This is a genomic window from Halorarum sp. SLYT50, assembly GCF_059821265.1.
In genome coordinates, this window is the sequence record NZ_CM187555.1 from 381,855 (window position 1) to 395,837 (window position 13,983).

A 13,983-nucleotide genomic window follows, 5' to 3' on the forward strand; every position below is an offset into this window, starting at 1 on the left:
TCCGAGACTAGTAGACCGACTGCAACAGGTCGAACAGCGGTTCGTCGTTCTGTTCGAGCCATCCAGGCGTGTACATCCCGGCGTCGGTGGCGTCCCACGGGTACCCGAAGAACGCCGCGGTCCCCTCCGCCCAGTACTCCTCGAAGTCCACGTTCCCACCGAGAACCGCGACACCGGGCAGGAACGGTCCGCCGGCGTCCACCCGCCCGTCGAACGCGTCCCGTAGCCGGTCCAGGTCCTCCTCGAACACCGCGTGGCGACGGAACGACCCGTTCGTCGGCGTCCCGAGGATCGTGTGCGCCATCTCGTGAGCCACGACGTAGCCGACGGGGTACTCGTGGCAGTCCGAGCCGAGGTCGATGGTCTCCTTCTCGGCGACGGCCATGACGATGCGACCGTCCCCGCGGAGGCGACCGCCGGCTCCCTCGGCCTCGTCCCACGGAGTGCCGCCCTTCGTGTTGCCGGAGAGGTGTTCCCACGGCGGGAGGTCGGTGAGTTTCGCGCCGAAGGGGACGAGGTGGAGTTCGATCACCTTCCCGAAGAGGCACCGACGGTGGGCTTCGTCGAGACGGTCGAAAATCTCCTTCGCGGCCGTGGCCGCGGCGTCGTGAGTGGCCGGGTACGGCGTACTGACCCACTCGCCGTTCACCCGGCTGTGACCGACGATTTTCCCGGCGACGACGGTGGCGCTCCCCAGTACCGTGCCGGTCTGCGCCCCGAACGGGACCGCCGAGAGCGTGTAGGTCCTCGTCCGCGACGGACTGACCGTCATCTCCCCGGACGGCCCCACGCGCTGGTGGTCGATCTCGAACCGGATCCCGGCGCAGTCCGCGGGCATCTCCGTCTCCCAAGCGATGGTAGCCTGTCCACCGAAACTTGCGCCCGACGCGGAGAACCGTTCGAGTTTGACCTTGGCGAGACACTCCGCGGCGTCGTCGAACGGACCGTCGTCGAGCGGCGGCGGCTTCATCGGGACGCCAGTTCTAGGCGAATTGGGCGCGTCGATGGTCGGGTCAATCTGCCCGGGCCGAGGTGCGAACTTGACCATATCGAGGGTCGAATTTCTACTGTCATACCGGTTGTTACCACGTATCACAGAGTGTAGCGAATCGGACGGACCGGCTCGCAGAACTGTTTATCGAACACACACCTAGTCAGGGGACCACCCCGACACGATAGTCGGCCCTAGTGCCGGGAGTCCTCAAGTTCTGAAGACAGCGCGTCTCTCGAACCCCCACCGGGACGACCTCGTCGAAAACTCGACACCGGATAGAAGCGACGCGCTGAGTCGGAACGAGGTGCACAGCAATCGAGTCGTCCGGAAGACCACCGGGAGTTAGCGCTGAATTTCGAATCGTGGAGGGAGAATAACAATATAGCCACCGGCCGTCCCTGTACGCGGTATGAACACGAACACCATGCTGCGACGACGACGGGTCCTCAGAGCCGTCGGACTCGGGGGACTGACAGTAGCCGGTACCGGTGTGGCGTCTGCGCGCGGCCACGATCGTAACTTTCGGGCGCACCTGTCGGGCGACGACGAAGTCCCGCCGGTCGAAACGAAGGCTCGGGGACAGACCGTCTTTCGACTCGGTGAGGCGGGCGACCAACTCCGCTACAAACTGATCGTCGCCAACCTAGAAGACGTGTTCATGGCCCACGTCCACAGTGCTCCCGCCGGGTCGAACGGCTCGGTCGTCGCCTGGTTGTACCCGGCGGGTGGCCCACCGTCACGGCAAATAGACGGTCGGTTCGACGGGGTGCTCGCGGAATCGACGCTCACCGCCGACGACCTGGTCGGACCGCTCAGCGGGGGATCGATGGCGGATCTCGTCGCGCTCCTCCGATCGGGTAACGCCTACGTCAACGTTCACACCGTCGCTCACCCGGGCGGCGAAGTCAGAGGACAGGTTCGCTGAGACTCCCGACGAACGTCTCCCCCTCTGGGAGGCGTACTGGGAAGCGGGGATGTACGCGAATCGGGATACCGTGACGGAGCCTCGAAACCAGTTCACCTTGGACCGACTCTACGAGACGCTCGGCGTCGAATGGGACGACTGGATCGCACTCCAGTGGCCTCGTTGAAACTCTCGATAAGTGATCTTCGGGAGCCGTGCTGGATACACAGAGCGTATCTCGTGGACTCTCCCTCAGCGAAACCGTCGGTAGGTAGCCCGGACGCGGTAAGAAGACAAACGTGAGGAGCGAGTCGCCACGTTCGCACGAATTACTGACCTCTGCGGAATACATTTCTCGTCCCAGTTAATCCATCTCCTATGTTCGACGTCTGCTGGAACTGTGGAGAGTTGACGCCCGAGAAGGCCGTCAAGAAGACGAGCGAGCACGCGACCGCGGTCTGCCCCGACTGCGGCTACGAGCATCCGTGCCAGTTCCTTCCCTTGCTCGTCGTCACGGGGGCAAGCGGGGCCGGCAAGTCAACCGTGCTCCGCGAGTTCGTCCGGAAGGCCATCACCGACGGCGACGACGTGACCGACTCCGTCGTCCCGCTCGACTCTGACATGCTGTGGGACGCCGGTGCCAACATGGAGGATGAGACGTACAGAGACCTCTACCTACGCCTCTGTGCGAATCTCCACCAGTCGGGACGTCCGGTGCTCCTGTTCGGCGCGGGAATGAACCCGGACAACCTGGAGTCGCCGACTCACCGGCGTTACTTTCCGGCCATCCACTATCTCGCACTCGTCGCCAACGACGCAGACCTTACCGAGCGGTTGCGCGGCCGCCCCGACTGGCGCGAGTCCCACACCGAGGAGTACATCGACAACCACGTCTCCTACAATCAGGCGCTGAAAGACGCCGATTTCGTCCCCGAAGAGGTTCCTTACGAGACACTGAACACGAGTGAGTTGACTCTCGGAGAGTCCGTTGCCGCCACACGCCAGTGGCTACGAATCGTCCTTGATTCCTACTGAGGTGCATCTCTTCCTGTAGGTACCGGATCGGTGAATCCATCCTCTGTATTCAGCACGCAGTTCCTCTCAGATGTTGACCTTCTCAACAGAGTCCTTCGTCCCCATTGCGTCTGGCGGCAGAGGAACTTCTCTCACGTTCTCGTCGTTCGTCCCATCCGTTCGAGCGCGTCGCGGCGGTCTTCGGTCGGCGTCTGGTCGTACTTCATGGTCGTCTCCGGTGACCGGTGGCTGGATCGACTTCTGAGTGTTCGCCTTGTGACTGTCCGAGTAGTCGGAGTACGCGAGTTCGCGCGTGTAGGCGTCCGCGTGTTCGTGAGTCACGGCCGTCGTGTACCCGTCGGTGTGCTCACGCCAAATGTAGCGGTGGAACCGATCGATGTCGGTCGCGCGCCGCTTCACCACGTCGTACGAGTAGCCCTCGGCCTGGTCGGGGTCCTTGCCGAGGTGCGTCATCCAGCGAATGAGCTCGGTCCGTTCGTGCGTGTAGTCGACCAGCTGGCGGTCGTTCAGGAGTGCTCGCGCGGGTTCCGAGACGACGACGACCCCCTCGACGTACTCGTATTCGTGGTGGCTACCTGTAGATGGCATGATGTGAACCCCGGAATCGCCATACGGCAGTCGATTTCGTCGATTCAACGAGCTTGGATGGCCCAGCGAGCCAGTGAGTTGGGTGCATTGTGAGTGGGCGCGAGCGAGCGAATTCGGGGACCGTCAGGCCTATGCCACCAGAATCGGTACCCATCGACGAGGTGGGGTGGCAGAGTGGCCCATTGCGCCTGCCTTGAAAGCAGGTGGCGCAAGCCTCCTGGGTTCGAATCCCAGCCCCACCGCCTTCTGTCGTGGACGTTACACGGGCGAGCCGTCGCCCCGACCGACGGTGTACGGCCTCACCGTTGCGAGGTTGTCATCACACCGACAGCCCTCCAAACGGGAACCAGACGGCACAATCCCGCAACGCCCAAACGTCGCCCCCCGAAACGGGTGTCCAAGATGGACCCCAAACGCGAGATGACAAGCGTCGACCTCGCGGCCCTCGTCGGGGAACTCCGGCGCCACGAGGGCGCGAAGGTGGACAAGGTCTACCTCTACGGCGACGGCCTGGTCCGCTTCAAACTCCGGGACTTCGACCGCGGGCGGGTCGAACTCCTCGTCGAGACGGGCGAGGTGAAGCGGTGTCACGTCGCCGCCCCGGAACACGTCCCCGACGCGCCGGGCCGCCCGCCGGAGTTCGCGAAGACCCTCCGGGCGCGCCTCGGAGGCGGCGAGTTCGCCGGCGTCGAACAGTACGAGTTCGACCGCATCCTCACGTTCGCGTTCGAACGGCCCGACGAGGACACTACCGTCGTCGCCGAACTGTTCGGCGAGGGGAACGTCGTCGTCCTCGACGAGAACCGCGAGGTGCAACGGAGCATCGAGACGGTCCGACTCAAGTCTCGAACCGTCGCGCCGGGGAGCACCTACGAGTACCCCCAGTCGCGGATGAATCCGCTGGACGTGCGTTTCGAGGCGTTCGCGGCGCGGATGGACGAGTCCGACACGGACGTCGTGCGGACGCTGGCTACGCAACTCAACCTCGGCGGCCTATACGCCGAGGAGTTCTGCACCCGGGCGGGCGTCGAGAAGACCCGCGACATCGCCGACGCGACCGAAGAGGAGTACCGGGCGGTGTACGACGCCATCGACCGCCTCGCGGAGCGCCTGCGGGCGGGCGACCTCGACCCGCGCGTCTACCTGGATGACGGGTCGGTCGTGGACGTGACGCCGTTCCCGCTGGAGGAGCGCGCGGGGCTGGAGAGCGAGGCGTACGACGACTTCAATGCGGCCCTCGACGAGTACTTCCACCGACTCGACCTCACCGAGGACGAGGACGTCGACGACTCGCCGGACTTCCAGGCCGAGATCGAGAAACAGAAGCGCATCATCCAGCAGCAGGAGGGGGCCATCGACGACTTCGAGGAGCAGGCGCAGGCCGAACGCGAGAAGGCCGAGTCGGTGTACGCCCACTACGACCTCGTGGCCGCCGTCGTCGACACGATTCAGCGCGCCCGCGAGGAGGGACGAAGCTGGGAGGAGATAGACGAGACGTTCCTCGAGGGTGCCGACCGCGGCATCCCCGAGGCGGAAGCCGTGCAGGGTGTCGACGGCTCGGACGGGACCGTCACGGTCGACCTCGGCGGCACCACCGTCACGCTCGACGCCTCGACCGGGCCGGAGAAGAACGCCGACCGACTGTACCAGGAGGCGAAACGCGTCGAGGAGAAGAAGGCCGGCGCGGAGGAGGCCATCGAGAACACCCGCGCGGAACTGGAAGCGGTGAAGCGGCGGCGCGAGGAGTGGACTCGCGACGACGACGAAGCGGACGAGAGCGACGGGGAGGAGGAGACGGAGGACGTAGACTGGCTCTCGCGGCCCTCTGTCCCGGTCCGCGAGCGCGACCAGTGGTACGACCGGTTCCGGTGGTTCCACACGAGCGACGACTTCCTCGTCATCGGCGGGCGCAACGCCGACCAGAACGAGGAGCTCGTGAAGAAGTACCTGAACCGCGACGACCTGTTCCTCCACGCCCAGGCGCACGGCGGGCCCGTCACGGTCGTCAAGGCGACCGGCCCCTCGGAACCGGCGACCGACGTCACCATCCCCGAGCGAAGCAGGGAGGAGGCGGCGCAGTTCGCCGTCTCGTACTCATCGGTCTGGAAGGACGGTCGCGGCGCGGGCGACGCCTACCTCGTGACGCCCGACCAGGTGTCGAAGACGCCCGAGTCGGGCGAGTACATCGAGAAGGGCGGGTTCGTCATCCGCGGCGACCGGGACTACTACCGCGACGTGCCCGCCCGCGTCGCCGTGGGCATTCAGGTCGAACCCGAGACCCGCGTGGTCGGCGGGCCACCGTCGGCCGTCGAACCCCGGACGGCCACCTCCGTCGAACTCCGCCCCGGGAAGTTCGCGCAGAACGACGCCGCCGTGAAGTGCTACCGCGAGTTCAAGTCACGGTTCGCCGACCAGTCGTTCGTCAGGAAGGTCGCCTCGGCGGACCGCATCCAGGAGTTCCTCCCGCCCGGCGGGTCGGACCTCGTCGACGGCTGAGCCCGCGGGCACGCGAGTCCGCTCGCTCCGAGCGGCCGGGTGTGCGAAGACCGCACGAGTGCGTGACGGTGAGGGAAAGTGTTTTGCGGGCAGTGGGTGAGTCGTCGGTATGCTCGGAGACGCGCTCCGGTACCCGCTCGAGAGCGACGACCGGATTGCGACGCTGCTCATCGGGGGGGTCTTGCTCGCGGTCCCGTTCTTCGCGTCGCTGTCGACGGTCGTGCTCGGTCCGCTGGCGCTGGTCGCCGTGCTCCTCACGCTCCCCGTCTCGCTCGTCGTACAGGGGTACCTCCTGCGCGTCCTGCGCTCGGCCGCGAACGGCGAGACGGCCGCTCCCTCCTTCACGAACTGGGGCGGGCTGTTCGTCGACGGGGTGAAACTCCTCGTCGTGAGTCTGGTGTACGGCCTGGTCGTCGTCGTTCCGACGATAGCGCTCGTCGCAGTGGCCGGTCTCGGCGTCGGCGTGCTGTCGAGCGGGAACGGAGGTGAACCGAACGTCGCCGCGCTCGGCACGGTCACGCTCCTCCTCGTGGTCGTCGTGATGGTGTTCTCGCTGCTGCTCGCGTACGTCCTCCCGGCCGCGATGACCAACTTCGCCGTGCAGGGCCGGCTGGGCGCGGCGTTCGAACTCGGGACGATTCGACAGGTCGTCTTCACCTCCGACTACCTCGTCGGCGTCGTCCTCGGCGTCCTCCTCGCCGCAGTCGTCGGGACCGTCGCGGCTCCGCTCTCGGCGCTCCTGGTCGGTATCCCGCTGCTGTTCTACGCGCAGGTCGCGTCCTACTACTGCTTCGGACGCGGGTTCGCCGAGGCGCGCGCGTCGATGTCGCCCGCGAGCGAACGAGTCAGCTGACGGACGCGACCACACGACCGGCGTCCAAGAAGGCCTTTGTAGCCGCCCGCCGGACTCGGAGGCATGCGAATCGAAGGTCGCGGCCGCGGCGCGGAGGGCCGCACGCGCCTCACGCTGGTCCCCGAGACGACCGACGACCTCTGGCACCTCTCGCACGTCCTCGAACCCGGCGACCTGGTCGACGCCGACACCACCCGCCGCATCCAGCGGGACGACGAGAACCTCCGGGACAGCGGCGGCGAGCGGGAGCACATCAGCGTCACCATCGAGGTGGAGGACGTGGAGTTCGCCCGCTTCGCCAACCGCCTCCGGGTGGGGGGCGTCATCGTGAGCGCGTCGCGGGAGGACGAGGTGGGTCACCACCACACGGTCAACGTCGAGGAGCGCACCGAACTCACCGTCGAGAAGTACTTCAAGCCCGACCAGATGGAACGCATCGAGGAGGCCGAGGAGGCGGCGGGCGCGCCCGACGTCGCCATCGCCACCGTCGAGGAGGGCGCGGCGTACATCCACACCGTCCAGCAGTACGGCACCGAGGAGTACGCGAGTTTCACCAAGCCCACGGGGAAGGGCGAGTACGCCCGTCCGCGCGAGGAACTGTTCGCGGAACTCGGGAGCGCGCTCGCGCATCTCGACCCCGACGCGGTCATCCTCGCTGGACCCGGGTTCACCAAGAACGACGCCCGCGACCACATCGCCGAGGAGTTCCGCGAGTTGGACGACCGCATCACCGTCGTCGACACGTCGGCGGCGGGCGACCGAGGCGTCCACGAGGTGCTGAAGCGTGGTGCGGTCGCGGACGTGCAGAAGGAGACGCGCATCGCCCGCGAGGCGGACCTCATCGACCAGTTGACCGAGCGCATCGCGCAGGGAGCGAAGGCGACGTACGGCGCGGCGGAGACGATGGAGGCCGCCGAGTTCGGCGCGGTGGAGACGCTGCTCGTGCTCGACGACCGACTCCGCGAGGAGCGACAGGGCGAGGGCGAGTGGGACGTCGACGCCAACGACCTCATCGAGACGGTCGAGCAGAAGGGCGGCGACGTGGTCGTGTTCTCCGCGGAGTTCGCCCCCGGTGAGCAGTTGAAGAACCTCGGCGGCGTCGCGGCGCTGTTGCGCTACCGGCTGCAGTAGTCGCGCCGGCGCGAATCACGCTCCCTCCGTTACGAGGCGGGTCCTCGCGCGCTACTCGCCGGTCAGCGCCCGACTCGCCGGCGACACCTCGATGGTCGTCCCCAGCCCCTCCTCGACCGCCCGTTTGTACAGCAGGTAGGCGGCCGCGGCCGTCTCGACGCCCGTCCCGCCCGAGTCGAAGACGGTCACCTCCGTGTCGTCCTCGCGGCCGGGTTCGACGCCCGCCACCACCTCGCCGAGTTCGGCGTGGACGTGGTCCTCGGTCACGACGCCGGCCTCCAGCGCGGAGATGAACGACCCGGCGTCCTTCGTGACGCGCGCGCGGAGGTCGGGGACGTACTTCGCGCGGCGAATCGTCTCGTGGTCGAGTTCGCGCTTCTCCGGGTCGTACTGGCCCATCGCGGTGACGTGCGTGCCCGGGTCGAGCGCGTCGCCGTCGAACACGGGTTCGTCGGCGTTCGTCGCGGTGACGACGACGTCCGCGTCCTCGACGGCGGCCGCCGCCGAGGCGACCGCCGCGACGGACGCGTCGAGGAGTTTGTTCATCTCGCCGGCGAACGCCTCGCGGTGCTCTTTCGTCGGCGAGTACACCCAGACCGTCTGGAGGTCGCGGACCGTCGCGGCCGCCTTGAGCTGCCCCCGCGCCTGCGCGCCGCTCCCGATGAGCGCGAGCGAGGTGGCGTCCTCCCGAGCGAGCGCGTCCACGCCAACCGCGCCGGCCGCGCCGGTCTTGAACGGGTTCATGCCGGCGCCGTCCAGCAGCGCCAGCGGTTCGCCCGACTCGGCGTCGAACAGCGGCGTCATGAACCAGGCGTCGCGCGCGCCGAATCCCGCACTGTACATGTAGCCGCCCATCGCGCCGGTGTCGGGGAGCACCGCCGCGTACGTCGTGAACATCCCCGGGGGGTCCTCGGAGACGAGTTTCGTCCGCGGTTCGGCGGGCGCGCCCTCGCCCACCTGTCGGTACGCCTCGCGGACCGCGTCGACGTACTCGTCCGTCGTCGCCAGCCCCGAGAGGTCGTCGTGAGAGAGGTACAGCGCGTCGGTCATCGGCGGCGGTTCGGCGGCCGGGGAGAAAAGCCCTGCCGCTCTCCTCACGGTCGGCGACTGTCTCTCGTCGGACCCAGTCAGGTCACCGGCGACACGGCGACGGGTGAGTTCACGGTCGCCGAGGGCTGTGAACTCGCGCTCTCGCTCGTGTCCCACACGCTCCCCGACGGGACGTTCTCCTTCGACTTCGACACCCGGGTCAACAGGAGATGGTAGACGCGACGACGGCGACGTTCGGTTCCGGCTCACCTACCGTCGAGGTAACCTGCCGACCGAGTCGGCAGGGTACGACTCCTGAGTCGTCGGCTGACGACGGGAGTCTCGCGGGTCGAGTCTGGCGCTCGGCGCTCTCCTCTACCCGGGAGCCGACCAACCTCGGGTTCGCGGTTCGACGACGCCGGCGAGAGAGACGGGAAGGCTCGTTGGCGAAGCGAGAGCTTCGGGGAGGCACGGAAATCGAAAGTCGGAGTCGGAGAAACAGGAAGAACCCGCTCAGTCGGCGTTCGGAGCCGGTCCGGAGCCCGCGCTGACGTCGGGCGTCTCGGGCGAGGCGGTGACCGGACCGCGCACGAACATGGCGTGCGCGATGAGCAGCGCCGCGGCGCCGCCCCCTACGGGTACGGCCATCCGAACGGGCAACCCGGTCATCGCGAGCAGAGCGGTGATTCCGAGCAGCGCGGCCGGGATGAGGCCGAGAACGTAGTCGTGGTATCCAGTCATAACGTACTACACAGTAGGCACACCGGCCATATAATGTTTTGCATACCTCCTCTGTACTTCTTCCGGATAGAACCCGTTGGGTACTCATAAGTTATGAGAGAACCAGCTAGTGAGTGTCTCACACGCCCGGATTCTGGAGAATAGGGGGTTCTAGCGTGAGAAATGCGACCCTACCGGGGAGCTAGCGGGGCGAGCGGAGCGCGAGCGCACCACCGCCGGCGAGCAGCGCGAGTGCGCCGCCGACGGCGAACGCCGCCGGCCACGACGTCACGCCCACGAGCCAGCCGACGACGGCACCGCCGAAGACGCCACCCCACATCTTCCCCGAGTAGAGCAGCGCGTAGTTCGCCGAGGAGTGCTGTCGGCCGTAGTAGTCGCCGACCACGCTCGGGAACAGCGTGTACTGGGGGGACCAGAAGAACGTCGCGACGACGACGGCCCCGAGGAAGGGGAGCGCCGCCCCCCGCTGGGCGAAGTAGACGACGCCGAGGACGCCCAACCCGCACAGCGCGAACGACGCCGCCATCGCCCGCTCGCGGTCCACCCGGTCCGAGAGGTCACCGACGACGAGGCGACCGATGCCGCCGGCGATGGGGAGCACCGTCGCGGAAGCGGTGGCGGTGACGGCGGTCAACCCGAGCGCGTCGGCGAACTGGACCACCTGCGCGGTGAGCATCAGCCCCGCCGCCGAGACGCCGATGAACATCCCGTACATCAGCCAGAACTGCCACGTCCGCAGCATCTCGCTGGCGGTGTACTGCTTGCCCCGCGTGAACGTCTCGTCCTCGTCGTTCTCGTCCGCGCCGCCGTCGGTCGAGACGCCGTCGAGCCACCCCGAGGGGGGGTCGCGCAACACGGCCGCCCCCACGAGGACGCCGACGCCGATGAGCAGCCCGAGGTTGAACAGCACGTCGGCGTACGCGCCGACGGTGGCGTTCGCGCGGACGTACGGCACGACGAGCGCCGACCCGCCCGCGAACGCCATCGTCCCGATGCCGGTCGTCAGCCCGCGGCGGTCGGGGAACCACTTCAGCGCGGTGTTGACGGCGACGGTGTAGACGATGCCGACGCCGACGGCCCCCAGCGAGTACAGCACGTAGAGCTGCCACACCGCAGTCGCGTACGAGAGACCGACGTAACCGCCGCCCGCGAGCACGCCCGCGACCAGCGTGAGTTCCCGCGGGCCGTGCCGGTCGCGTATCCAGCCGACGGGGAACTGCGACCCGGACTGGAAGATGACGAACAGCGTGAAGACGAACCCGATGGCCTCCGGCGAGATGGACAGCGACTCCGCCAGCGGAGACTGGATGGACGACCAGACGTACTGGTAGGGGCTCACCAGCCCCATCATCACGGCGGCGGCGGCCACCTGCCACCACCGAGAGAACCCCAACTCCTCGCGCGCTCGCGCGGCGATGTCCCCGCCGCCCGTCGACCCGGCGTCGCTGCTCATGGGACTCGGTACGGGGTCCGACAAATCAGGGTTCCGTCTTCGGTCGGTGTCGTGCCGGGACGACCGTCGACCGACCGGCGACCGGTTCCCCTCACCGCTCGCCCGTCCCGGTCACCGGTGCCCGACCGCGTCGAGGAACGCCCGCGTCTCGGCCAACCACTCCGCGGACTGGTCGAGGTGGGGGTTGTGCCCGCTCTCCTCGAACACCCGGAGGCGGGCGTCCGGGAGCAGGTCGGCGAGTTCCTCGCTCGCCGCGACCGGCGTTATCCAGTCGTGTCGGCCGACTGTGACGAACGCCGACGCCTCGACTCCGGGCAGGTCCGGGGTGTAGTCCATCGCCGGAAACACGTCCGCGAACACCTGGTTGTGCGTCTCGTGGTGGAAGTTCAGCGCCTCGATGCGCTCGCGGGCCGCGTCGGCGTCGAACGCGTCGAGCGACGGGGCGTACAGCGGGAGCATCCCGTGGAACAGGCGGGCGAACTCCTCGTCCGAGCGCACCTCCCCGTCCATCACCCGGTCGAGTTCCTCCGCCGTGATGTGGGGCACGTCGATGCCCCGCTCGCGGACCTCGGGGAGTCGCTCGCTGGCCGCCTCGCGCGCGGCGACGTCGTACTCGGGCGTCGCGGCCGTGTCCCGGAGGACGAACGCGCGCAGGTGCTCGGGGTGGTCGGTAGCGTACTGCTGAGTGACGAACCCGCCGTACGAGCCACCGACGAGGACGACCTGGGGAAGGTCGAGGTGGCGCCGGAGCGCCTCGACGTCGGCGGCGAACCGCTCGTTCGTGTACGGCGGCACGAGTTCCGACCGGCCGCAGCCGCGGTGGTCCGGGACGACGAGGAAGTAGTCGTCTGCGAGCGATTCGAGTGCCGACAGCGGCTTGCGGCCGTCGCCGATGCCCGGCCCGCCGTGGAGCGCGAGCACCGGTGGGTCCGCGGGGTCGCCGCGCGTCTCGTAGTAGATATCGGTCCCACGGAGGTCCGCGACGGGCACTACACGACCCCCTCGACGGCCGTCCGCGCCCGCCGGAGGTGCGCCACCGCGCGGTTCCGCTCGCGCCCGAGTTCGACCTCCAGACACCGTCGTTCGTGGTCGTCGAGCGTGTCCAGTTCCCGGACGGGCGCGAGGCCGGGGTACGGCGGCCGGTCGTACGCCGGGTCCTGTGCGAACGCGCCCTCGGTCGCGAAGTTCACGCGGACGAGTTCACGCGAGAGCCGCTTCACCGTCTCGTTGGCGACCCGGTCGTCGACGCCCCCCTCCTCGACGACGGCGTAGAAGGCGTCGAGCGCCTCCGCCAGCGCCTCCGCCTCCGACCGGACGGACGAGAGGTCGAACCCGCTCGCGTCGTCGTACGCCGCGAGCGTCTCGCGGTGGTTCTCGACCGTGTGGCGGTGGTCCAGCGGGAGGACGTCCGCGCGCAGCAGGCGGGCCAGCGCGGTGGCGTACACCCGCACGTCCCGCACCAGCACGTCCGGGTCGGCCTTGTCGAGCGTGTCGGTCGAGAGGTGCCACGCGTCGGCGTGGCCGCCGCAGCCGCCGACCGCGTGGTAGCCGCGCGCGTCGCGCACCGCCCGCGGGATGTTCGAGGAGAGCATGAACGCGCCCGTCACCCCGAGATTCGAGAACGAGTAGTCGCCCGCACGCGGCGGGCGGTTCTCGGTCGACTCCTTCCCGCAGGTGTCGACGAGGGCGTCCCGACAGAGGGCGTCGGCTTCCGGCATCCAGACGACCATGTCCTCGAACTCGGTGGCGTCGACGGCCCCCGGCGAGTCCACGTTCACCTGCGCGACGCACGACTCCCGGATGTCGAGGGCGTGCTCGTCGGCGTACCACGTGCTGCCGGCGTACCGGCCGGTCGAGTGGCCGGGCCACCAGCAGACCCGCAGGTCGCGCGCGAGGGTCGTCCGGTGCTCGTGGAACACCCGCGCGAGTTCGAGCAGCGCGGCGTCGCCCGTCGCGTTGTCCGCGACCCCGACGTGCCAGGAGTCGTAGTGGCCGTGGAGCAGGACGAAGTCGTCGTCGTCCGGGTCGGCGCGTCCCGTGACGCGCGCCTCGACGAGCGGGCACGACCTCCACCCGGTCGTCGTCGTCGCCTCGAGAGACACCTCCGGTCGGTCCATCTCGCGCAGGCGCTCGCCGACCGGGTTCGCGACGGTGACGATGGGAATGTCGGGTGCGCGGGCCGCCCCGTTCGGCGTCGGCGCGCCGCCCCACACCGGCGTCGCGATTCCCTCGTGGGGTTCCCGCTCGTGCGGGTGGTGGACGACGACGCCGGCCGCGCCCGCCCTCTCGAGGTCCTCGACGGCTTCGATGGGGAGGATACCCGAGAGGAGCGCAACCTCCCCCGTCACGTCTGAGAGGTCGCCGAGGTCGGCCGACAGCAGGTCGTCGACGCCGCCGCCGTCCCCGTCCGGCGGGTCGTCCACCGGGACCACCTCGCCGGTCGCCGCGCCCCCGCCGAACGCGACGGTCTTGACCGCGTCGAACGACTCCCCGTCTGCGACGAGACTCGCGGACTCGGGCACCGAGAGGTAGAGGTCGGGGTCGTGCCGCTCGTGCGGGATTCCGAGCGCGTCGAGTCGCTCGGCGAGGTACTCGGCGGCGCGCTCCTCGTCGTCGCTCCCGGAGACGCGCTCTAACTCCGCGAACCGCTCCACGAGCGCCCACGGCTCGTCCGCCGACACCGCGTCGTACAGGTCCCGTTCGACTCCCGAGAGGTCGGGGTCGTCGCGGTCGTACAGGTCGTAGTCGGCCATCGACAT

At 68.5% G+C, this 13,983-nt stretch carries 12 protein-coding genes and 1 tRNA gene; 6 read left to right on the forward strand and 7 right to left on the reverse strand.

Annotation, left to right across the window (positions count from 1 at the left end; genetic code table 11):
- Nucleotides 1–7 precede the first annotated feature (7 nt).
- Entirely contained in the window at nt 8–1,048 is a 1,041-nt protein-coding gene (locus tag AC6RUA_RS01965; protein WP_499814279.1) for a hypothetical protein, read from the reverse strand.
- A gap of 355 nt (nt 1,049–1,403) precedes the next feature.
- Here AC6RUA_RS01965 and AC6RUA_RS01970 point away from each other — a divergent pair, with 355 nt between their 5' ends.
- Both AC6RUA_RS01970 and AC6RUA_RS01975 read left to right on the forward strand, forming a co-directional pair.
- On the forward strand, nt 1,404–1,919 hold the full coding sequence (locus tag AC6RUA_RS01970; RefSeq protein WP_499814280.1) for a CHRD domain-containing protein: 516 nt from the start codon (nt 1,404–1,406) through the stop codon (nt 1,917–1,919).
- 357 nt (nt 1,920–2,276) lie between these two features.
- Complete coding sequence (locus tag AC6RUA_RS01975) at nt 2,277–2,933, forward strand: AAA family ATPase (RefSeq protein ID WP_499814281.1); 657 nt, start codon at nt 2,277–2,279, stop codon at nt 2,931–2,933.
- 66 nt (nt 2,934–2,999) lie between these two features.
- On the opposite strand, the gene AC6RUA_RS01980 is transcribed toward AC6RUA_RS01975, so the two are convergent.
- Nucleotides 3,000–3,521, reverse strand: coding sequence for a hypothetical protein (locus AC6RUA_RS01980; protein ID WP_499814282.1), 522 nt, complete (start codon nt 3,519–3,521; stop codon nt 3,000–3,002).
- Between the two features lie 160 nt (nt 3,522–3,681).
- Here AC6RUA_RS01980 and AC6RUA_RS01985 point away from each other — a divergent pair.
- From AC6RUA_RS01985 to AC6RUA_RS02000, 4 genes are all read left to right on the forward strand, one after another.
- Nucleotides 3,682–3,763, forward strand: a tRNA-Ser gene (locus tag AC6RUA_RS01985).
- 160 nt (nt 3,764–3,923) lie between these two features.
- A complete protein-coding gene (gene rqcH, locus AC6RUA_RS01990; RefSeq protein WP_499814283.1) occupies nt 3,924–6,017 on the forward strand; it encodes a ribosome rescue protein RqcH in 2,094 nt (697 codons plus the stop codon).
- Nucleotides 6,018–6,126: 109 nt separating this feature from the next.
- On the forward strand, nt 6,127–6,870 hold the full coding sequence (locus tag AC6RUA_RS01995; protein WP_499814284.1) for a DUF4013 domain-containing protein: 744 nt from the start codon (nt 6,127–6,129) through the stop codon (nt 6,868–6,870).
- A gap of 63 nt (nt 6,871–6,933) precedes the next feature.
- Complete coding sequence (locus AC6RUA_RS02000) at nt 6,934–8,001, forward strand: mRNA surveillance protein pelota (RefSeq protein WP_499814285.1); 1,068 nt, start codon at nt 6,934–6,936, stop codon at nt 7,999–8,001.
- A gap of 51 nt (nt 8,002–8,052) precedes the next feature.
- On the opposite strand, the gene AC6RUA_RS02005 is transcribed toward AC6RUA_RS02000, so the two are convergent.
- From AC6RUA_RS02005 to AC6RUA_RS02025, 5 genes are all read right to left on the reverse strand, one after another.
- Nucleotides 8,053–9,051 carry an ornithine cyclodeaminase family protein gene (locus AC6RUA_RS02005; protein WP_499814286.1) on the reverse strand — a complete coding sequence of 333 codons (999 nt, stop codon included), beginning with the start codon at nt 9,049–9,051 and terminating at the stop codon, nt 8,053–8,055.
- Between the two features lie 492 nt (nt 9,052–9,543).
- On the reverse strand, nt 9,544–9,771 hold the full coding sequence (locus tag AC6RUA_RS02010; protein ID WP_499814287.1) for a DUF8015 family protein: 228 nt from the start codon (nt 9,769–9,771) through the stop codon (nt 9,544–9,546).
- Nucleotides 9,772–9,952: 181 nt separating this feature from the next.
- A complete protein-coding gene (locus AC6RUA_RS02015; RefSeq protein ID WP_499814288.1) occupies nt 9,953–11,224 on the reverse strand; it encodes an OFA family MFS transporter in 1,272 nt (423 codons plus the stop codon).
- Nucleotides 11,225–11,335: 111 nt separating this feature from the next.
- Nucleotides 11,336–12,214, reverse strand: a complete 879-nt coding sequence (locus tag AC6RUA_RS02020; RefSeq protein WP_499814289.1) for an alpha/beta fold hydrolase — start codon at nt 12,212–12,214, stop codon at nt 11,336–11,338.
- Nucleotides 12,214–13,983: a M28 family peptidase gene (locus AC6RUA_RS02025; protein WP_499814290.1), complete on the reverse strand. Its 1,770-nt coding sequence runs from the start codon at nt 13,981–13,983 to the stop codon at nt 12,214–12,216. Before AC6RUA_RS02025 ends, AC6RUA_RS02020 begins: the two co-directional genes overlap by 1 nt.